Source organism: Halomonas litopenaei, assembly GCF_017303055.1.
GTDB classification, from domain to species: Bacteria; Pseudomonadota; Gammaproteobacteria; order Pseudomonadales; family Halomonadaceae; genus Halomonas; species Halomonas litopenaei_A.
Window position 1 is genome coordinate 138,431 of sequence record NZ_JAEKJT010000011.1, and the last position, 21,853, is coordinate 160,283.

Annotated in this window: 18 protein-coding genes; 16 read left to right on the forward strand and 2 right to left on the reverse strand. The window is 58.1% G+C overall.

Annotation, left to right across the window (positions count from 1 at the left end):
* Positions 1-29 precede the first annotated feature (29 nt).
* The 9 genes from JF545_RS19110 to JF545_RS19150 all read left to right on the forward strand — a co-directional run bounded on the left by JF545_RS19110 (position 30) and on the right by JF545_RS19150 (position 6,926).
* Positions 30-380 (forward strand): 4a-hydroxytetrahydrobiopterin dehydratase, encoded by a 351-nt coding sequence (locus tag JF545_RS19110; RefSeq protein ID WP_206944708.1) that lies wholly within the window; start codon positions 30-32, stop codon positions 378-380.
* On the forward strand, positions 381-1,571 hold the full coding sequence (locus tag JF545_RS19115) for an aromatic amino acid transaminase (RefSeq protein WP_206944710.1): 1,191 nt from the start codon (positions 381-383) through the stop codon (positions 1,569-1,571).
* A gap of 271 nt (positions 1,572-1,842) precedes the next feature.
* Positions 1,843-2,808, forward strand: coding sequence for a tyrosine-type recombinase/integrase (locus JF545_RS19120; protein WP_206944712.1), 966 nt, complete (start codon positions 1,843-1,845; stop codon positions 2,806-2,808).
* 310 nt (positions 2,809-3,118) lie between these two features.
* Positions 3,119-3,379, forward strand: a complete 261-nt coding sequence (locus JF545_RS19125; protein WP_206944714.1) for a hypothetical protein — start codon at positions 3,119-3,121, stop codon at positions 3,377-3,379.
* 3 nt (positions 3,380-3,382) lie between these two features.
* Positions 3,383-3,769, forward strand: coding sequence for a hypothetical protein (locus JF545_RS19130; protein WP_206944716.1), 387 nt, complete (start codon positions 3,383-3,385; stop codon positions 3,767-3,769).
* Positions 3,766-4,032: a hypothetical protein gene (locus JF545_RS19135; protein WP_206944718.1), complete on the forward strand. Its 267-nt coding sequence runs from the start codon at positions 3,766-3,768 to the stop codon at positions 4,030-4,032. Before JF545_RS19130 ends, JF545_RS19135 begins: the two co-directional genes overlap by 4 nt.
* An 883-nt stretch (positions 4,033-4,915) precedes the next feature.
* A complete protein-coding gene (locus JF545_RS19140) occupies positions 4,916-6,349 on the forward strand; it encodes a hypothetical protein (RefSeq protein WP_206944720.1) in 1,434 nt (477 codons plus the stop codon).
* A 9-nt stretch (positions 6,350-6,358) separates the two neighbouring features.
* Positions 6,359-6,574 (forward strand): hypothetical protein, encoded by a 216-nt coding sequence (locus tag JF545_RS19145; protein ID WP_206944722.1) that lies wholly within the window; start codon positions 6,359-6,361, stop codon positions 6,572-6,574.
* Positions 6,567-6,926, forward strand: a complete 360-nt coding sequence (locus JF545_RS19150; RefSeq protein WP_206944724.1) for a hypothetical protein — start codon at positions 6,567-6,569, stop codon at positions 6,924-6,926. Before JF545_RS19145 ends, JF545_RS19150 begins: the two co-directional genes overlap by 8 nt.
* A 1,011-nt stretch (positions 6,927-7,937) precedes the next feature.
* On the opposite strand, the gene narL is transcribed toward JF545_RS19150, so the two are convergent.
* Entirely contained in the window at positions 7,938-8,582 is a 645-nt protein-coding gene (gene narL / locus JF545_RS19155) for a two-component system response regulator NarL (protein WP_206944726.1), read from the reverse strand.
* Between the two features lie 48 nt (positions 8,583-8,630).
* Positions 8,631-10,472, reverse strand: coding sequence for a histidine kinase (locus JF545_RS19160; protein WP_206944728.1), 1,842 nt, complete (start codon positions 10,470-10,472; stop codon positions 8,631-8,633).
* Positions 10,473-10,743: 271 nt separating this feature from the next.
* Between JF545_RS19160 and JF545_RS19165 the strand changes: the two genes are divergently transcribed.
* The 7 genes from JF545_RS19165 (at position 10,744) to moaB (ending at position 21,852) form a co-directional block, all read left to right on the forward strand.
* Complete coding sequence (locus JF545_RS19165; protein ID WP_206944730.1) at positions 10,744-13,464, forward strand: nitrate/nitrite transporter; 2,721 nt, start codon at positions 10,744-10,746, stop codon at positions 13,462-13,464.
* A 126-nt stretch (positions 13,465-13,590) separates the two neighbouring features.
* Positions 13,591-17,358 (forward strand): nitrate reductase subunit alpha, encoded by a 3,768-nt coding sequence (locus tag JF545_RS19170; RefSeq protein ID WP_206944732.1) that lies wholly within the window; start codon positions 13,591-13,593, stop codon positions 17,356-17,358.
* The gene (gene narH / locus JF545_RS19175; RefSeq protein WP_206944733.1) at positions 17,355-18,911 is read left to right on the forward strand and encodes a nitrate reductase subunit beta; all 1,557 of its coding nucleotides are present in this window, start codon (positions 17,355-17,357) and stop codon (positions 18,909-18,911) included. Before JF545_RS19170 ends, narH begins: the two co-directional genes overlap by 4 nt.
* The gene (gene narJ / locus JF545_RS19180; RefSeq protein WP_206944735.1) at positions 18,904-19,674 is read left to right on the forward strand and encodes a nitrate reductase molybdenum cofactor assembly chaperone; all 771 of its coding nucleotides are present in this window, start codon (positions 18,904-18,906) and stop codon (positions 19,672-19,674) included. Before narH ends, narJ begins: the two co-directional genes overlap by 8 nt.
* On the forward strand, positions 19,671-20,348 hold the full coding sequence (gene narI, locus JF545_RS19185; RefSeq protein ID WP_206944737.1) for a respiratory nitrate reductase subunit gamma: 678 nt from the start codon (positions 19,671-19,673) through the stop codon (positions 20,346-20,348). Before narJ ends, narI begins: the two co-directional genes overlap by 4 nt.
* A gap of 11 nt (positions 20,349-20,359) precedes the next feature.
* The gene (locus tag JF545_RS19190; protein WP_206944739.1) at positions 20,360-21,175 is read left to right on the forward strand and encodes a peptidylprolyl isomerase; all 816 of its coding nucleotides are present in this window, start codon (positions 20,360-20,362) and stop codon (positions 21,173-21,175) included.
* A 95-nt stretch (positions 21,176-21,270) separates the two neighbouring features.
* A complete protein-coding gene (gene moaB / locus JF545_RS19195; RefSeq protein WP_206944742.1) occupies positions 21,271-21,852 on the forward strand; it encodes a molybdenum cofactor biosynthesis protein B in 582 nt (193 codons plus the stop codon).
* Position 21,853 lies beyond the last annotated feature (1 nt).

Sequence of the window (21,853 nt, forward strand, 5' to 3'; positions counted from 1 at the left end):
GCCCTACCACTAGCATTTGGAGCTATCCCATGAGCGAACACCCATCGTCCCTGTCACAACAATCCTGCGAAGCCTGCCGCTGGGACGCCCCTCATGCCAGCGAGAGCGAGATGGCCAGCTGGCAAAAACAGCTGCCCGAGTGGCAGATCGTCGAGCGCGATGGCATCATGCAACTGGAGCGGAGCTATCGCTTCCGCAACTTCAAGCAGGCCCTGGCGTTCACCAACAGAGTCGGCGAGATCGCTGAAGAGGCTGGTCACCATCCGGCGCTGTTGACCGAGTGGGGCAAGGTCACCGTGACCTGGTGGTCCCACGAAATGAAGGGCCTGCACAAGAACGATTTCATCCTAGCGGCTAGAACCGACGAGGTAGCAAGTTAAATGTTCGAGAAGATTGAGCGGGTTCCCGGGGATGCCATCCTCGGGCTCATCGAGGCCTTCAAGAAGGACACCAATCCCCAGAAGGTCGATCTTGGCGTCGGCGTCTACCGCGATGCAAAGGGCAACACTCCGGTGATGCGTGCGGTCAAGGAGGCCGAGGCCCTGCTGCTCAACAACGAGACCACCAAGACCTACATCGGCTCACACGGTGCTCCCGAGTACGGTGCCGTGGTCTTGCCCATGGTGCTGGGCCAGGACTCACCGGTGCTGGAAGCTGGGCGTGCCAGTGCCACCCAGTCTCCCGGTGGCACCGGCGCTCTGCGCCTGGCGGCCGACTTCGTTGCCAGCCAGCTGCCTGGCAAGGGCATCTGGGTCAGCGATCCCACCTGGCCAAACCACCACGGCATCTTCACCGCCGCCGGTATCGCACTGCACAAGTACCCCTACGTGGATGCCGACAACCGTCTCGACTTCGACGGCATGCTGGCGGCTCTGAAGCAGATTCCCCAGGGCGACGTGGTGGTCCTGCACGCTTGCTGCCACAACCCGACGGGCTTTGACCTGAACCACGAGCAGTGGCAACAGGTGCTTGAGGTGCTGCAGGAGCGTGACCTGCTGCCGCTGGTGGACTTCGCCTATCAAGGTTTCGCTGAAGGCCTGGATGAAGACGCCTACGCCGTGCGACTGTTGGCCGCGAACCTCGACAATGTGCTGATCACCAGCTCCTGCTCGAAGAATTTCGGCATCTACAACGAGCGTACCGGTGCGCTGATCGTGGTCGCGAAGAACAACGAAGAGATGGAAAACGTTCGTTCGCAAATCGCCATTGTCGCCCGCGAGAACTATTCCAACCCGCCCGCCCACGGCGGAGCTATCGTCGCCGAAATTCTGCACTCGGCCGAGCTCGCAGGCGTCTGGCGTGAGGAACTCACGGAAATGCGTGACCGCATCAACACCCTGCGTCGCGACTTCGTCGAAGCACTGAAGCCTTACGGGCTGAGCGAAAAATACGCGCACATTGCCGAGCAGCGTGGCATGTTCTCCTACACCGGTCTGTCACCGGAACAGGTGGATCGCCTGCGCGATGAGTTTGGCATTTATATGGTGCGCTCCGGCCGTGCCAACGTGGCGGGCTTCTCTCAGGAAAACCTGCCCTACCTGGCCAAGGCGGTTGCCGCGGTCAATAGCTGAGACACCACTGACGCCTCGCCACTACCGCTAAGCGGTGAGGCGTCAGTGGAGAAAGAGATAACGCCCGGGTCCAGCCCGGGCGTTGTCGTATACAGGTCAGCGCAGCAATGCCAGTAGCGCCGTTCAGCCCAGGCCATGCTTGGTTGCCCACACCGCCGCTTCCACTCGGGAGCGCAGGTCCAGCTTCTTGAACAGATAGGTCGCTGCGCTCCCCCAGAGCCTGCGGCTCTAGCTCTCCTAGAGAACACACGTTCACAACAGGAGCTAGGTTATGGCTACATTCAGGCAACTCAAGTCCGGAAACTGGAATGCTCAGGTGCGCATCAAGGGCAAGCCTGCCCAATCTGCTACCTTCCTCACAAGGGAAGAGGCTGAACAATGGGCTAAGCAAAGAGAGGCATCCTCGAAGGAGCACAAGGTACACACCATCTACACGGTGGGGATGTCCTATTGTGAAAATATATTGAGGGATAAGCCTTCCCTTCGTAATGCGAGAAGGATAGTGGAGAGCCTAGCCCTTGCCTTTCCCCAAGCAATACAAGACATAACGCCTCAAGAGATCAACGCTTATAAGCATGAACGGTTAAGGAAGGTGAAGTCCTCTACTTGTAGGGCGGACCTCTCTTTCATGTCTCGCTGCTTCCGTTACGCAAGGAGAGAACTCCTGTTGGAAGGGAGTAAAGGGGAGCCTTTAACCAATCCTGTAGAGCTTATAGCTCTTCCTCAACCATCCAAGCCTAGTGATAAGGTGGTAAGCAAGGAGGAGCTAGAGCTTCTCTTGAAGGCTATGTCTCCTCTCATGGCCACCATTACCGAGCTAGCTTACGAGACAGCTATGAGAAGGGCAGAGATAGTTAAGCTAACGCCCTCTCGCGTACACCTAGAGGAGCGGATAGCAGATGTAGTGGATGGGAAGAATGGTACTAGGTCTGTTCCTCTCACCTTGCGTGCTGTAGAGCTTCTAAAGCAGGTTATGATAAAGCCTCTAGGTCCGAAAGAAAGGCTCTTCAATGTGAGGGTGAACAGCGTGTCTGTAGCCATACTGAGGGCGAGAAAGAGGGCTGGGTTAGGGAAGGACGTTAGGCTTCACCAGCTACGCCATACGAGGATAACCAACATAGCCAAGAAAGGGTTTAACAATGCTCAGATCATGGTGGTATCGGGCCATAGGGATACGAGGAGTGTGGCTAGGTATTCCCATTTGAGCGTTAGGGATGTCATCCCCCTGCTAGACTAGCTAGAGGCTACGGCTCCCCTGCACCAGACATCAGGAATAGCCCTATATCGAGCCAAAAGTGACCTAGGAGACGTTCTAAGCCCCTTACCCATCCTGCCCTACGCCTCCCCTCTACAAGCCCTCACAGAGTCTCGTGGGGGCTTCCTGCCTATAGTACTTTTGCCCTCTCCCGTCCCTACGGAACACCTACTCTCAAATCTTTTTCAATATCCTTGTCTCCTTTTTTCTCAAATCTGGGTATATATCTATAGGGATATAAATAATAACAAGTCCAAGTAAGTAAGCACAACCAACAGGAGAAGTAAATGTAATGACAAGCTTAAAAGAAATTGAAGCTCTTCCGCAAGACCTTACCCTTACATCCAGAATCTATTACCTACTGATTAAAGACAAGGCTGACGGAGAAGGTTGGTCCGCTATCAGTCTTTCTGAATTCATGCGAGTGACAGGTATGACACAGCTAGGTGTACAGCAGGCTCTGAAGAAGCTGATAGAAAGGGGGCTGATTGAGAAAGCTCCCCGAGTATCTCCTAACGCAACCAATCAATATAGAATCATCAATAAGGACTGAACAATGACTAATGCATTTGAAGAAAAATCTAAGGAACTGGAACCTATCGCGCGTGAAGGAGAGGGTCCTGTTACGAATGAAGGACAACCTACCCCACCACCTGTCAACATGAAAGACCTCTCCCCAGAAGAGCAGATGAAGAAAATTAAGGAAGAAACCCTAAAGCGTCTCTATCAGAACGATCCTGTTATCCGTGAGGGTATTGATGCTCAACTAGCAATCGAGGCAAGTAAGGCTAAAGCTGCTCCTGAAGAGCCTCCCTTTCAGTATGACGCAGAAGGGAACCTCATTGGTGTTAAACCTGAGTATAAGCACAAGGTTAAGCCACATGAGCAGATGGCAGAGATTAAGAAGAACACCATGCGTAAGTTTGGAGGACAAAAGCAATGAGAACGCAAGAAGAAGTAGATCAGGACTATCTTAAACAGCAGCGTGAGCGTAAGCAAGCCATTGCTGAACAGGCTAAGGCTGATAACGCTAAGCTTGCCTATCCCAAAGACTACAGGGGCGTACGTTATTACAAGACTCAGTATTCTACGTATATAGTTCCTGATGTAGAGGGGCTAGAAGGGAGCTTCACCACCCCTCGTGAAGTACATTTTGCTATTGATAGGTACTTGCTCCTGAAGGAGAAAGACCTTGTCAGTAAATGACATTATCTATTCCGCATTAAGGGACCAGCCAGGCTCCACGCTTAGTGGGAAAGTTTGCAACTGGTAAGGCTCTCAGGGTACACGTCCCCGTGTATGAAGCGAGTAGCTAAGTATGAGTATGGCAGTAACAAGGGTTGGTAGCTGTGGTGGAGAAGTTTACAGGAGACCCTTAAGGAATCTACTAGGTATATCTCTGGGGAGGAACGACTACTGCTACGTACCCCCACTAGACCTAAAGGTATACGCTGAAGGGAAGGAAGTAGTAGTAACCTTCCTCTTCAGGAAGTCCTAACATATACCTAGATGCCCTTGACCTTATTCTTTTCATGCGTATGTCGAACGACAGTGAGACGGTACGAGCTTGGCGAGTCAACTGGTCTAGCTCATAACGCAGCTCCGCTGCACGTATAGGAATACATATTGACAAACAAATCTAGTCGATTCAAAAACACCCTACCCTATTAAGAAAAAAATGTATCAGTCTAGTTGGTCTAATCTAAGTGAGCGCTAGAGTATATATCAGAGGGAGGTAATGATTGCCCCCCTCTCAGGCTATTCTTAAACATATACCTACACACAATGTTTTTGTCTTTTCCCTTTCTGCGTTAGTGAGCGTAGCGAGCATGGGTTTCCATGGGGGCAAAGGGGTTGTTTGTCCCTCTTCCTTCCTCCTAATTCTTAACATACTCCTGACGCAGCGGAGCTGCACATATTCCCTAGCTTATATCCTAGCGAAACAGCTCAGAAAACCTCTTCCTTTTAGGTGATGTAAAAAACGGAAGTGTTTTAATTATACGCTGAATTATCAATAACTTATATTACTCCCTCCAATGGGGGAAGCCAATCCCTAAAACAGGGTCTTGTAAAAATTATTGGAGATTGAATGAAGGTACAAGTACTAGACGCCATCATGGGATATGGCAAGTCTACCTACGCTATCTCAACTATCAATTCAGAGCTTGATAATTACTACTTCGTAGTGTTACCCCTGCTAGATGAAGTGGAGCGGTACAAGAGCAACTGTATCAACGTGGAACTAGTAGAGCCCTCTGAGGAGGAGACAAGTAAAAGCAATGATCTCTTAGATATTATCCGTAATCGTCAGAATGTGGTGACTACCCATCACCTATTCGAGCGTCTAACAGATGAGCACTTGTCTACCCTACGTAAGCTTCCAATGGTCAAAGGAGAGAAGGTGCTCATCCTCGATGAAACTATCGATCTTGTACGTAGCGCTAGTGACGCTAGTCTGACCAACAAGAACCTTAGAGCGGATAGAGACAACGGCTACATACTCGTGCACGAGGGTACCGGTAAGGTGGCTTGGAACCCCCTAAAGAATTGTGGGTATAACCACCATGAACACCTAAAGAATCTTTGTGATACAGGTATGCTCTTCTTCCTTGATGAGGAGTTCGTGGTAGTCGAGGTATCTACCGAGTTCTTGTCTTGCTTCGACCGTATCATCGTCATGACTTACCGATGGGATAGCTCCATCATGGCGGTACAGCTTGGGCAAGTACATGGAGTAGAGGTTGAGAATCTCCCTCTTATGGAGGATAGGTTACTTGAATGCTATCGCTACATTGCTGACCATCTTGTTATCCCTGACGACTACTGTTCAGAAGACTTCAAGCTCTCTTGGTATCAGATGAGGGGGCGCACTCAAGAAGCTGCTTCCTTAGTGAACAAGTTCACGAAAGAGGCAATGAAAGACTACGACATCCCTCTTGAACTTACACGCTATACCACCTTCAAAGAGGCTCATGGCTTCGACTTTATCGACTACTTTAAGTCCGTGAAGATTGGTCAGTGGTGGAAGAGGGATAGTAAGGGCAAGACCATACCTGCTTCGTTCCTTAGTCATACCGCCTTAGGTACTAACGAACATGCTCATTGCAAGCTGATGGTGTACGGATTGGATAAGAACTTAAACCCTGGCATAGGGCGGTTCTTCAGCAAGCATGACGCCTCTATTAGCTACGATGAGTGGTCCCTATCTAGCATGCTTCAATGGTTATTCAGGGGATGCGTAAGGAACAGGGATGCTAACGAGAAGATGATAGCGGTAATCCCCTCTCCTCGTATGCGTAAGATGGCTCAAGACTGGCTAGCTGCCATCGCCTACCAAGCTGAACATGGCATCAATCCGTATGACGGAGCCTTTGCTAGGTTGGATAGGGTGAAGAGAGGTAATGTAAAGAGAGCGCACAAAGGCTTTCTTAAGAACTACCCTCATGCTTCTCACATCACCTTAGATGAGTTCGCCCATAAAGGAATGGCTAAGCTCAAGAGAGAATACAAACAGGCCGCATAAGGAGCCCCTATGTCTATCAACACCAGCCTCTATAAGCCCAACCAACAGGAAGGACTTCCCCATCCCTATCTAGACCACTTCTACCAAACCCGTCTCTTCTACCTTCAAGTCCAGTTAGACTATCTCATTGCGTCTAACGGTAATGGCCTTTGGGAGATGCAGCAAGTAGAGGCCAAGATAACCAACACTAAACAAAAACTAAAGGAGCTTCATGACCATGTCTAATTCTCAACTATTCCTGTCGGATGAAGTAAAAGAGAAATATATTACTGCTCACTCCCATAACCTACTAGCCAAAGAGCTAGGCATCAGTCTTCTCTCCCTAGACAAATACGCTAAAGAGCATTTCTGGGATGAAGAGCATAAGCTTTATTGGCAGGACCTGGCTACAGCCAAACTTAAAGAGGGAGCTGAAGGGGGCAACCACTTGGCAATTAAAGAACTCCTCAAGCTTGTAGGCTTAGCCCGTCCAATAGGAAGACCTCCGAAGGCTGAAGTAGAGCGGAAGCTAGCAAAGGAAGTGCAAATAGAGAAAGAGTACCAACAAGATATGAAGAGACTAGCGACTATTAACTAATAGGCTAGTCCTTCCTGTCCGCCTCTCTACGCGCTTCTAGGTCCTACCCCTAGTCGCCTCCTCCCTATCCCTTAGAACGCCTTATAGAGCCTCCTAGGCCCTCGTACATGTATACACATGCCTAAAAGGATAATTATTTATTAAAAGAGGAGAGGGGCCTTGTCTTTCAAGGAGTAGGACCATTGCTATAACAAAAGATTTTTTAGCACTAGCACTACCCACTCTCTAGGGATAAGCCACTTCGTCTCTCCACCTAGCTAGTATCAGCTTCGAGACTCCACCACTGCCTTGCCATGCCCCTCGAAGCGTAACGCGGCTGTACTCATAGCGACTCGAACTCGGACGCTACCCGCAAGCTAACTACTAGTCTGACCTTCACAGACTGTACGCTTATACTATTCGCAGACAATCACAGGGTCCGTAATCCGCCTAGGCGTCAGCATTGACTAGCATAGCTACGCTTAGACCACTTATACCTATGTCTTTGCTTAGTACTGGCGTAGATTCGCCTTTGCTTCACCGATGTCACGCCTAACTTATAGGAGCGAGGTTATGGACAGATATACTTCAATCTCTTGTACTCCCATAAATATACGCTTGTCAAGACTTTTCTAAAAGTGGATAATTTCACTTAGAAAATATAAAGGGGCTATGCATATATGTAGCATCCCCCTATGCCCCCCCTCCCCCTCTGCAACAAGGTCGGGGATAACTTACGCAGAACTCTCCTACCCGCTCTCTCCTCTCCCTGCAAGGCCCTCTGAGGCGTTCTAAGGGTCCGCCCTATGCCTACCCCTACCTCTCTGCCTATCGTTGCCTAGAGGAGCTCCTAGCTGGTCAGTAGCGTATGCCTTCTCTACTAGATAGTAGTCATCCCTTCTCTTTCAGTAAGTTAGCTTGACGTATTCACACTCAGAGCTGTGAACGTATGCCCGTTCTCTTGCTCAATGTGAACGAGGCCCCTATATTGTGAACGTCCTCTAGGAGACGTGAGCCAAGAAGTAGCGCCTTTCAGCCCAGGCCATGCTTGGTGGCCCACACCGCCGCTTCCACTCGGGAGCGCAGGTCCAGCTTCTTGAACAGATGCTTGACGTGCACCTTGACGGTGCCCTCGGCGATGTCGAGTTCACGGGCGATCATCTTGTTGGACAGCCCCCGGGCCAGGGTGCGCAGAATATCTCGCTCTCGCGCGGTGAGGCAGGACATGCCATCGTCCCCCCCCGCCGGCAGCTCGCCCTTGACCACGCTGGCCAGCAAGGACGCCATTTGCGGCCCCAGCACCACCTGCCCCTGCGCGGCCTCGCGGATCAGACGCAGCACCTCCTCCGGATCCATGTCCTTGAGCAGGTAGCCGTCGGCACCTTCCTTGAGCGCCCGCACCACATCATCGTCGGCATCGGATACGGTCAGGATCACGATACGACTCTTGACCCGAGCGTCACGCATCCGCCTCAGCACCTCAATCCCATCGATCGGATGCATGTTGAGGTCCAGCAGGATCAGATTGGGCTGAAGGTCAATCGCCTTGCGCACCGCTTCCGCACCGTCGGAGGCCTCGCCCACCACCACCAGGCTCGGGTCCATGTCCACCAGCTGGCGAACGCCACGCCGAAAGAGAGGGTGATCGTCCACGATCATCAATCGAAGCATGCTCATTGCCAAATCTCCTGAGTGAGTGCGTCCGACCTATGCCGGACGACACGTTCAGCTGACCGCGACAGGTAGCTGTACCAGCAGGCGCGGCAGAAAGCGGACGGTCACCACGGTGCCACATGGCTTGATGCCATTGACCGAGAGCTTTCCACTCAGGCTCCTCGCCCGCTCTTCCATGATGGCCATCCCATGGGAAATGGATGGATCTGACTGGGGACCGATACCGACCCCATCGTCCTTGATCGACAGCTGATAATGACCCGTATCTTCTGCGGCAAGACTGACCGTACAGTGGCGGGCCCTGGCGTGGCGCGCCACGTTGGACAACGCCTCGCGCACAATCTGCAGTACATGAATTTCTTCGTTGGGCGTCAGCGCAAGCCCGCTCCATTGCCCTTTCAAGGTCAGCTCGAAGTCGCCCCGCTTGGAATACTCCTGCACCGTCTCATCCAGCGCCGCCTCCAGGCCCGCCTCGTGGATGCGCAGACGGAAGGTATTCAGCAGTTCGCGCAGCTGACGATAGGACGAGTTCAGCCCATGCCTCAGCTCGGCCACCACTTGCGCGACCTGTTCGTGGCGCTGCTGGTCCAGCTGCATCTGCAATCGCGTCACCTGAATCTTCAGGTAGGACAATGATTGCGCCAGGGAATCGTGAAGCTCTCTGGCAATGACGGCGCGCTCATCCATCAGCGCCAGCCTGCGCTGCTCATCGGACTTTTCCGACAATGACAGGGCCGCTGCGATCAGCCCTGCCACGGTCTCGACCAGCTCGATCTTCCACTGTGCCAACATGTGCCCAGGGGGCTGCTGGACCCGCAGTTCGCCGAAGTCGCGCCCTGCCTCGCGCACGCGCACCGCATACTCATTGCCGCTGCCTGGCGATGGAGAAGATGTCATGCGACTGCACGACTCCAATCGCGCTGTCGCAGTCTCGGCTTGATGATGGGCCGCGGGCCGAGGCACAAGGCGAATCATTTCCTTGCCGGCCCCACCGGTAGTGAGCCTCAGCTCGAACGGTCCCTCGTCGGTGACCGCCTCCAATTGACGCAGGACGTCTTCAAGTTCCTCACGGGTCAATGGCGTCACGCCATTCAAACGTCGCGCCGTCAGGTAAAGCATCCGCAGCGCATCATTACTGCGCTTCAACTCATGCGTCTTGGCCGCCACTCGCTTTTCGAGCTGCCCATACATTTCCGAAAGACTGGCATTCATCTTGTTGATCGTACGCGACAAGAGGCCAAGCTCGTCATTCCCACGGTAGGTCGTTCTACCGGAGAAGTCACCCACCATTACACCATTTACCACCCGAATAAGATCTCTAAAAGGCGGCATGACGCCACACACAATTCTGTACACCACCATCACCATAAAAACAACAAGAATGGTCAGCGACACACCCTGAAAAACTTCCAGAAAGACCACCTTAGACTCCGCATATTTTTGCAGACTCCCAACTAGAATATCCACTTTATCGACGAACTCTGCCACCTGGTCATCGAGGCGAAAGGCATTGCCGCCGTCAAAGGCATGGATATTGGGTCGCAGGTTTTCGTGCCAGCATTCGACCACTCTGTCATAGGCATCTCTCAGGGGGTCATCCACATCGCCAGGAATCAGACTGACAATGGCTGGGCTGGCAAGAGTGGCTTCCATCTGTTCCTGCTGCCAACGGCGCCGGGGATGGTCGGCAGGCAGCAATTCACTGGTCGACAGCAATCGGTAGGCCTGCATCCTCAGCGACCCCGCCTGATTGATGGCATCGGCGTAGCCACCCGCGCTCTGGGCGATAACGATCGAGCCCAGCAGGCTGACCAGCGCCAGACAGGCAATCGCGGCCATCGCGACCAGCATGCGCAGCATCAGAGAGCGGCGCAGGTAAAAGGCGCCGTTCATGGCTGCCCCTCGTGTCTTGTCTTCCACCACCCACTTCTATTGACCCAGATCAAGGGAGTTATCACCTAACCAATATCAGAATGTCTCATTTATGTTTCGAGGCAGATAATACGTGACGAATCTCTTAAAAACACCCGCATACCCCCATGGAGGTAAGAGATCAACGACGCTGGATATACCCTCCCATTCTGTTGATCACAATCAAGTGCCTTGCAGATACATTGTAGCAATGTTTAAGGGGACAAACCGGCACCCCTACTGAGGAAAGCATATGCTTCAACATGACTCCGTACCGCGGCGTCAGCAGAATCAAGCGCTAGGTCTGGCCACCCTGGCCTTCACTCTCTGCTTCGCCGTCTGGACTCTCTTCTCGATTCTCGGCATTCAAATCAAGGAAGACTTCGGTCTTTCTGACACTCAACTCGGCCTGTTGATGGCCACACCGGTGCTGACCGGCTCCATTAGCCGTCTATTCCTCGGCGTACTGACTGACCGTTTCGGTGGCCGTTGGGTGTTCGGCCTGCTGATGCTGATCACGGCCACCTGCGTCTATCTGCTGACCTTTGCCAACAGTTACTCGATGCTATTGGTCGGCGCCCTGGGTATCGGCCTTGCGGGCGGTTCCTTCATCGTCGGCGTCGCCTACACCTCCGCCTGGTTCGAGAAGGAACGTCAGGGTACCGCTCTGGGCATCTTTGGTGCCGGTAACGTGGGCGCTGCCGTGACCAATTTTGGCGCCCCTTTCCTGCTCCTGGCACTGGGCTGGAAGAGCACCGCGCTGGTCTATGCCACCGTCATGGCCATCATGGGCGTCGCCTTCATTGTGCTGGCCAAGGAAGATCCCGGCAGTCGATCTCGCAACGCCGTGCGCCAGCCGCTATCCGAGCAATTTGCGCCGCTGGCCGATCTGCGCGTGTGGCGCTTTTCTCTGTATTACTTCTTCGTCTTCGGCGGCTTTGTGGCCCTCGCCCTGTGGCTGCCCCACTATCTGATCGAGGTCTACGGACTCAGCCTGGGAGCGGCGGGTATCGTCGCGGCGCTGTATACGATTCCAGCCTCGCTGTTCCGCATCCTCGGCGGCTGGATGTCGGACCGCTACGGCGCTCGCCGGGTGATGTACTGGACCTTCCTGGCCTCGGTCATCTGCACCTTTCTGCTGAGCTATCCGCCGACTCACTATACCGTTGCCGGTGTCCATGGCCCGGTCGAGTTCACCTTCGCCATGCCCCTGGTCGGCTTTATCCTGCTGACCATGGTGCTGGGCTTCTTCATGTCCCTGGGCAAGGCCGCCGTGTACAAGCACATCCCGGTCTACTATCCCAAGAGCGTGGGTCTGGTGGGCGGCGCGGTAGGCATGGTCGGCGGACTCGGCGGCTTCTTCCTGCCACTGACCTTCGGCATGCTCAACGATGTCATCGGCATCTGGCAGAGCTGCTTCATGCTGATGTTCGTCGTGGTCGCCGCAGCGCTGCTGTGGATGCATCACGCGATTCGTAAAGCCGAACGCATCGAGGCTCGCGACCGCTGCGAATCCACCGATCTGCCGGAGCTTTCTACCCCCAGCAAGTTCGTGCTGCAGGACTGGCGCCCGGAAGACGAGTCTTTCTGGCAGACCACCGGCCGCAAGATTGCCAGTCGCAATCTATGGATCTCGATCCCCTGTCTGCTGCTGGCCTTCAGCATCTGGATGGTATGGTCCATGGTGGTGGCCAAACTGCCCCAGGTGGGCTTTGACTACAGCCCGAACCAGCTGTTCTGGCTGGCCGCCCTGCCGGGACTGTCCGGCGCTACGCTGCGCATCTTCTACAGCTTTACCGTGCCGATCTTCGGCGGGCGTCGCTTCACCGCTTTCTCCACGGCCTCACTGATTCTGCCGGCACTGTGGATCGGGTTTGCGGTACAGAACCCTGACACCCCCTACCTGGTGATGGCGATCATTGCCCTGCTGTGTGGCTTCGGTGGCGGTAACTTTGCCTCCAGCATGGCCAACATCGCGTTCTTCTATCCCAAGCGCGAGAAAGGCAAGGCACTGGCCATGAACGCCGGTCTTGGCAACCTTGGCGTATCGGTGATGCAGTTCCTGGTGCCCGTGGTGATTTCTACCGGCAGCTTCGTGATGTTTACCGGAGACGGCCAACCGCTGTCCGACAGCGGCATGCTGTGGCTGCAGAATGCCGGCTTCGTGTGGGTGCCGTTCATCGCTATCGCCACCGTTGCCGCCTGGTTCGGCATGAACGACATCGCCAGCGCCAAGTCCTCGTTCAAGGAACAGTCGGTCATCTTCCAGCGCAAGCACAACTGGCTGATGTGCATCCTCTATACCGGCACCTTCGGTAGCTTCATTGGTTTCTCTGCCGGCTTCCCGCTGCTGACGAAGACCCAGTTCCCGGCCATCGACGCCTTGCAGTATGCCTTCCTCGGCCCGTTTGTCGGCGCCCTCAGCCGTGCCTGGACCGGCGGTCTTGCCGATCGCTTCGGCGGCGCCCGGGTCACCTTCTGGACCTTCCTGACCATGATCGCCGGGGTCATCGGCGTGCTGTTCTTCCTGATGAACAAGACCATGCCGATGGCGTTCTACGGTTTCTTCGCTTCGTTCATGCTGCTGTTCTTCGCCACCGGCGTCGGCAACGCCAGCACCTTCCAGATGATTCCGTCGATCTTCCGCAAGGAAGTGCCGCGTCTGATGCCCAACCTGACCAGTGCTGAACAGCTGGTCCATGCAGAGCGCGAATCGGCCGCCACCATTGGCTTCACGTCGGCGATCGCCGCCTACGGCGCCTTCCTGATCCCGAAGTCCTTCGGCACCTCGATTTCGCTGACAGGCGGACCGGAAGCCGCCCTGCTTGGCTTCATCGTCTTCTACCTGCTGTGTACCGCCCTGACCTGGTTCTACTACAGCCGCAAGGGCGCAGAAATCGAACTCAATCTGGACGCCGGGCCTGCCTGCAAGGGCCGCAGCAAGGACCATCCCAAAGAGGCTTCGGACGCATAGCACTGACATTCAGGGCTGACGTTGAGAGCTAGCTCTGAGCTTCAAGACTCCACCAGACCGTGACATTCGAGTCCACAAGGACCGCCTAGCATGGCCCCCGCAAGGGGGCCTTTGAGGAGACCCCCCATGAGTCACTTTCTCGATCGGCTGAGATACCTGACCAAGCGTCCTCCCCAGTTTGCCAATGGACATGGCGAAACGAGGGAAGAGACCCGCGACTGGGAAGATGGCTATCGCGCTCGCTGGCAGCACGACAAGATCGTGCGCTCCACCCACGGGGTGAATTGCACCGGCTCATGCAGCTGGAAGATCTACGTCAAGAATGGCCTGGTGACCTGGGAAACCCAGCAGACCGACTACCCCCGCACCCGCGCCGACCTGCCCAATCACGAGCCACGTGGCTGCCCGCGTGGCGCCAGCTACTCCTGGTACCTGTACAGTGCCAACCGCCTCAAGTACCCGCTGATCCGTCAGGAGCTGGTCAGCCTGTGGCGTCGGGCGCTGGACAAGCACGAAGACCCGGTGGAGGCCTGGGCCTCCATCGTCGAAGATCCGGTGCTGGCCAACCAGTACAAGCGTGCCCGTGGCATGGGCGGCTTCGTTCGCGCCGACTGGGACGAGGCCCAGACCCTGATCGCTGCGGCCAACGTCTACACCGCCAAGACCTATGGACCTGACCGCATCATCGGTTTTTCACCGATTCCCGCCATGTCGATGGTCTCCTACGCCGCCGGGGCCCGCTACCTGTCGCTGATCGGCGGAGCCTGCCTGTCCTTCTATGACTGGTACTGCGACCTGCCGCCGGCCTCCCCCCAGACCTGGGGCGAGCAGACCGACGTGCCGGAGTCCGCTGACTGGTACAACTCTGGCTATATCATCGCCTGGGGCTCCAACGTGCCCCAGACCCGCACGCCGGACGCCCACTTCTTTACCGAGGTGCGCTACAAGGGCACCAAGACCGTGTCCATCACCCCGGACTACGCCGAGGTGTCGAAGCTCACCGACGAGTGGCTGTCAGCCAAGCAAGGCACCGACGCCGCCCTGGCCATGGCCATGGGCCACGTCATCCTCAAGGAGTTCCACCTCGACTCCCCCAGCGCTTACTTCACCGACTACGTCAAGCGCTACACCGACATGCCCTTCCTGGTGGCGCTGGAGCCCCGGGAAGACGGCAGCTACGCGCCCGGCAAGCAGCTGCGTGCCGCCGACTTTGATGCCTCCCTGGGCCAGGACAACAATCCCGAGTGGAAGACCGTCGCCTGGGACGAAAAGCGCGATCAGCTCGTCGTGCCCCGTGGCTCCATCGGCTTCCGCTGGGGGGAAAATGGCGGCGAGGAAAAAGGCAAGTGGAGCCTTGAGTCACTCGACGCCGACGGCCAGGAGGTCGACCTGCGCCTGTCCCTGGCCGATGCCCATGACAGCGTCGCCAAGGTGGCCTTCCCCTACTTCGGCGGTATCGCCCACGAGCACTTCGACCACGTCGAAGGCAACGAGGTGCTGCACCACTGCCTGCCGGCCAAGAAGCTGGCCCTGGCAGACGGCAAGGAAGTGCTGGCCGTCACCGTGTTCGACCTGATGTGCGCCAACTACGGTATCGACCGTGGCCTCGGTGCTGACGGCGAAGACGACGGCGCCACCTCGCTGGACCAGCTGCGTCCCTATACCCCGGCGTGGCAGGAAAAGATCACCGGTGTGCCGGCCAGCCAGTGCATTCGCATCGCCCGCGAGTTCGCCAGCAATGCCGACAAGACCCAGGGTCGCTCCATGATCATCGTCGGTGCCGGGATGAACCACTGGTACCACATGGACATGAACTACCGTGGCCTGATCAACATGCTGGTGCTGTGTGGCTGCATCGGTCAGTCCGGCGGTGGCTGGTCCCACTACGTGGGGCAGGAAAAGCTGCGGCCCCAGACCGGCTGGCTGCCGCTGGCCTTTGGCCTGGACTGGCAGCGTCCGCCGCGCCAGATGAACGGCACCTCGTTCTTCTACAACCACTCGAGCCAGTGGCGCTACGAGAAGCTCGAAGTCAAGGAGCTGCTGTCACCGCTGGCCGACCCCAGCAAGTACGACGGCAGCCTGATCGACTTCAACGTGCGCGCCGAGCGCATGGGCTGGCTGCCCTCCGCCCCTCAGCTCGGTATCAACCCGCTGCGACTGGCGGGCCCCGCGCTTGAGGCCGGCATGTCCACCGCCGCCTACACGGTCAACGAGCTGAAGGCGGGACGGCTCAACTTTGCCGCAGAAGACCCGGACAACCCCCAGAACTTCCCGCGCAACATGTTCGTGTGGCGCTCCAACCTGCTGGGCAGCTCCGGCAAGGGCCACGAGTACATGCTCAAGTACCTGCTGGGCACCCGTCACGGCTTGCAGGGCAAGGACCTGGGTGAGTCCGGTGGCGCCATGCCCAAGGAAGTCACGTGGCACAAGGAAGCCCCGGAAGGCAAGGTGGACCTGTTCACCACCCTCGACTTCCGTATGTCCACCACCTGTCTGTACTCCGACGTGGTGCTGCCCACCGCGACCTGGTACGAGAAGGACGACCTCAACACCTCGGACATGCATCCCTTCATCCACCCGCTGACCGCCGCCACCGATCCGGCCTGGGAGGCGCGTAGCGACTGGGATATCTACAAGGGCATCGCCAAGAAGTTCTCCGAGGTCTGCCCCGGCCACCTGGGCGAGGAAACCGACCTGGTCACCCTGCCGCTGCAGCACGACAGCCCAGGCGAGCTGGCCCAGCCCGAGGTGCTCGACTGGAAGCGCGGCGAGTGCGAGCCGGTGCCCGGCAAGACCATGCCGAGCCTGGTCGAGGTCAAGCGCAACTACCCCGAGACCTATGAGCGCTTCACCTCGGTGGGGCCGCTGCTCGAAAGCATCGGTAACGGTGGCAAGGGCATCAGCTGGAATACCGAGAAGGAGGTCGAACTGCTGCGCGGCCTCAATCACGTCAAGCTGGACGGCCCGGCCAAGGGGCAGCCGCGCATCGAGACCGCCATCGACGCCGCCGAGGTGATCCTGTCACTGGCACCAGAGACCAACGGCCAGGTTGCGGTCAAGGCCTGGGACGCGCTTTCGAAAATTACCGGACGGGACCATACCCATCTGGCGATTCCCAAGGAAGAGGAAAAGATCCGCTTCCGAGATGTGGTGGCGCAGCCGCGCAAGATCATCTCCAGCCCAACCTGGTCAGGCCTGGAAGACGAGCACGTGTCCTATAACGCGGGCTACACCAACGTCCACGAGCTGATCCCCTGGCGTACCGTGAGCGGACGTCAGCAGTTCTATCAGGACCACGCCTGGATGCGCGACTTCGGCGAAAGCCTGCTGGTCTATCGTCCGCCCATCGACACCAAGGCCACCAAGGCCATGGCGATGCCGCGTCCCAACGGCAACCCGGAAATCGCGTTGAACTGGATCACCCCGCACCAGAAGTGGGGCATCCACTCCACTTACTCCGACAACCTGTTGATGCTGACCCTGTCCCGGGGCGGCCCCATCGTCTGGCTATCCGAGGATGACGCCCGCGCCATCGGCGTCGAGGACAACGACTGGATCGAGCTGTACAACGCCAACGGCGCCATTGCCGCCCGTGCCGTCGTCAGCCAGCGGGTCAAGAACGGCATGGCGATGATGTACCACGCCCAGGAGCGCATCGTGAACGTGCCCGGCTCCGAAGTCACCGGCACCCGCGGCGGCATCCACAACTCGGTGACTCGGGTATGTCCCAAGCCGACCCATATGATCGGCGGATACGCCCAGCTGGCCTACGGCTTCAACTACTACGGCACCGTCGGCTCCAACCGCGATGAGTTCGTCATGGTGCGCAAGATGAAGCACGTCAACTGGTTGGACGGGGAAGGACAGGACAGCGTTCAGGAGGCAGTGAAATGAAGATCCGTTCACAAGTGGGCATGGTGCTCAACCTCGACAAGTGCATCGGCTGTCACACCTGCTCGGTGACCTGCAAGAACGTGTGGACCAGCCGTGAAGGCGTGGAGTACGCCTGGTTCAACAACGTCGAGACCAAGCCGGGCATCGGCTACCCCAAGGAATGGGAAAACCAGGCCCGCTGGAAAGGCGGTTGGCTACGGCGCGAGGACGGCACCATCGAGCCGCGTATCGGCGGCAAATGGCGGGTGCTGGCGAACATCTTTGCCAACCCGGACCTGCCGGAGATCGACGACTACTACGAGCCGTTCACCTTCGACTACCAGCACCTGCACCAGGCCAAGCGGGGGCGCCACCAGCCGGTGGCCCGTCCGCGCTCGCTGGTCTCCGGCCAGCGCATGGAAAAGATCGAGTGGGGCCCGAACTGGGAAGAAATTCTTGGCACTGAGTTCGCCAAGCGGCGCAAGGACGTCAACTTCGATCAGATCCAGGCGGACATCTACGGTCAGTTCGAAAACACCTTCATGATGTACCTGCCGCGCCTGTGCGAGCACTGCCTGAACCCTGCCTGTGTGGCCAGCTGCCCCAGCGGTGCCATCTACAAGCGCGAGGAGGACGGCATCGTCCTGATTGACCAGGACAAGTGCCGCGGCTGGCGGATGTGCGTGTCCGGCTGTCCGTACAAGAAGATCTACTACAACTGGAAGACCGGCAAGTCCGAGAAGTGCATCTTCTGCTACCCGCGTATCGAGTCCGGCCAGCCGACGGTGTGCTCCGAGACCTGTGTCGGTCGCATTCGCTACCTCGGCGTGCTGCTCTACGACGCCGATCGTATCGAAGACGTCGCCGCCTCCAAGGACGACCGCGACCTCTACCAGCGCCAGTGCGAGATCTTCCTCGATCCCCACGATCCCGAGGTCATCGCCCAGGCCAAGCGTGACGGCATCGACGACAACGTGATCAAGGCCGCCCAGGAGTCCCCTGTCTACAAGCTGGCCATGGACTGGCAGCTGGCCCTGCCGCTGCACCCGGAATACCGCACCCTGCCGATGGTCTGGTATGTGCCGCCGCTCTCTCCCATCCAGTCGGCGGTGGATGCCGGTCACGTGGAGAGCGATGGCGTGCTGCCCAAAGTCGAGTCCCTGCGCATCCCGGTGAAATACCTGGCCAACATGCTGACCGCCGGTGACGAAGCCCCTGTGCTGCGAGCGCTCAAGCGGATGATGGCGATGCGCGAATACATGCGTGGCAAGCACGTGGATGGCGAGGCTCGCCTCGACGTACTGGACGAAGTCGAGCTGAGCGTGGCCCAGGTCGAGGAGATGTATCGCTACCTGGCCATCGCCAACTACGAGGACCGCTTTGTCATCCCGACCAGCCATCGCGAACTGGCCCGTGAGGCCTTCCCGGAGCGTGGCGGCTGCGGCTTCACCTTCGGCAATGGCTGCCAGGGCGGAAGCGACGATGTCAGTCTGTTCGGCGGACGCAAGCAGACCACCACCCTGGTCGACGTTGAGCAGTACGATCCCGCTCATCCGGAGGTCGAGCATGACTGATGCCGCCACTCAAGGGCCACTCGCCCAGGGCCTGCGTGCCCTGGCCCGGCTGCTCGACTATCCCGACCGAGAGCTGATCGCGGCTATCGATGAGGTCAAGGCCGCCATTGCCGCCATGCCACTGCCGGGGGGAGCCCCCCGGCAGGCCTTGCTTGACTGGTGCGATCGCCTGCGTGATGCCCGCCTGCTGGACGTCCAGGCGGCCTATGTCGCCCAGTTCGACCGCGGCCGCGCTACCTCGCTGTTGCTGTTCGAACATGTCCATGGCGAGTCCCGAGACCGCGGCCAGGCCATGGTCGACCTGCTCAGCGAGTACGAGGCGGCTGGCTTTGCCCTGGACAGCCGCGAGCTACCCGACCACCTGCCACTGCTGCTGGAATTCCTGTCTACCCGCAGTGCCCACGACATCGCCAGCTGGATCGGCGATGTCAGCCATATCCTGGCGCTGCTCACGGCCCGCCTGGAGAGCAAGCAGTGCGATCAGGCGCTCATCACGCGCACGCTGCTGGCCATGATCGGCGCCGAGGATCAGGTGGATGCCCATCGCGAGGCGGTCGAACAGGAGTCACCCGACAACACCCCTGCTGCCCTGGACGCCGTGTGGGAAGAAGAAGCCGTGCGCTTCTCGGCCGAATCGGATCAGGACTGTGCACTGACCTCGGCGGAAGGCAGGCGTCTTGCCGAACGTCGTGGCAGCGTCCAGCCCGACACCATTCGTCTTCCCGATGCCATGCCCTCTCGACCCACTGGAGGTCTGTCATGAACTACCTGCATACCCTGCTGTTCGGCCTCTACCCCTACCTGGCGGGCAGCGTCTTTGTCATCGGCAGTCTGCTGCGCTTCGACCACGGTCAGTACACCTGGAAGACCGGTTCCAGCCAGATGCTATCGTCCAAACGCATGCGCCTGGCCAGCCCGCTGTTCCACGTTGGCATCCTGGTGATCTTCTTCGGCCACCTGGTCGGCCTGCTGACACCACACTGGGTCTACGCGCCCTTTATCAGCGCTGGCACCAAGCAGGTGTTTGCGATTCTGGTGGGGGGCCTTGCCGGTATCGCCTGCCTGATCGGTGGCGCCATGCTGCTTCACCGCCGCTTCACCGATCCCCGGGTCAAGGCGTCCTCCAGCGTCATGGACAACCTGATCATCGTGCTGCTGGTGGTCCAGGTCACTCTGGGCCTGTTGACCATCCCTGCCGCCATGCACCACCTGGACGGTGGCGTGATGATCAAGCTGGCTGAGTGGGCCCAGGCCATCGTGTTCTTCCAGGGGGGGGCCGCCTCCCATCTCGAAGGCATTGGCTTCATCTACCACCTGCACATCCTGGTGGGACTGACCATCGTGCTGATCTTCCCGTTCACCCGTCTGGTGCACGCCTGGAGCGCCCCGCTTGGCTATCTGGGCCGCCGCTATCAAATCGTGCGGCGACGCGCCTGAGGACCCTGATGATGAAAACCATTCCCTTGGAAACCTTGCCGGCCACACCTCGCCTGAGCATCCGCGTTGGCGGCGCCGTCATCGATGAGGCAGATATTGCCGGGGAAATGCAGTTTCATCCGTCATCGGATCGCGAGGCCGCCGCCAAGGCGGCGGCCCGCGCCCTGGTCATCCAGGCCCTGCTGCGACAGCGCGCCGAGATTCTGGGGATCGAGACGGGCACCCTGCATGAACCCGACGAGCGCGCCATTGCCGTCATGCTGGAGCAGGAATTGCAGATTCCGGCACCCGATGACGACGCCTGCCTGCGCTACCACGCCGCTCACCCTGAGCGCTTCTGCGAGCCCGCTCGCTACAAGGTCAGGCACATCCTGCTGGCGGCCGCCCCGGATGACGTAGCGGCCAGGGACGCCCAGCTGGCCCAGGCGGAAACCCTGATCAAGACCCTTCGCCAGCGCCCTGAGCGCTTCACCGAACTGGCCCAGCGGCATTCTCAATGCCCGTCCAAGGACCAAGGCGGCAGCCTCGGCTGGGTGGCGCGGGGTCAAACCGTCAGCGAGTTGGATCGCGCCCTGGACACCTTGCCGGAGGGACTGCATGACCGCGCGCTGCCCTCACGCTATGGCTGGCATGTGGTGTGGGTCGATGCCCGCCTCGATCGTCAGCCACTGCCCTACGCCGAGGTGAAGGAAAGCGTTCAGCATGAACTGACCGAGCAGGCCACTCGAGTGGCCCTGCGCCACTACCTGCTGGCCCTGGAAAGCGAGATTGGCGTGGAAGGCTTCACCCTCGCCGACGAGGACGCCGACGGACCGCTGATGCGCTGAATTCAAAGCGTCTAGCTCGCAGCGCTGAACTCGAAGCACCGTGCTCCCGGACGGATGCGCACCCGTACCCTTTGCATGCTTCACGGAGGCCTTGCATGTCACATACGTCAACGAGCGCCGTCTTCATTCCTCTGGATATTGCCCTGCTGACCGTGTCGGATAGTCGGGGCCTGGCGGAGGACGACAGCGGCGACTTGCTGGCTGAACGTCTTGCCCACCACGGCCATCGCCTCACCGAACGGGCGCTGGTCCCGGACGACATCTACCGCATCCGCGCCCAGGTCAGCGCCTGGGTCCTGCGCGAAGACATCCAGGTGGTGCTGGTCAACGGCGGCACCGGCTTTACCGCACGGGACAATACCCCGGAGGCACTGACGGTGCTGTTCGATAAGGTCGTCGAAGGCTACGGCGAGCTGTTCCGCCAGCGCTCGTTCGAGAGTATTGGTACCTCGACGATACAGTCCCGTGCCATCGCCGGCATCATCGACCGTACCCTGGTCTTCGCCATGCCCGGTTCCCCCAAGGCCTGCGCCATGGCCTGGGATGAGATACTGGCGGCCCAGCTCGATGCCCGCACGCGTCCCTGCAACTTTGTGGCCATGGTCGTCAACGACCCCCAGCGCTGCGCCAGCCGCCAGTCCTCGCAGGCGATGGACCACCGTCTGGAGGAGGTCTGAT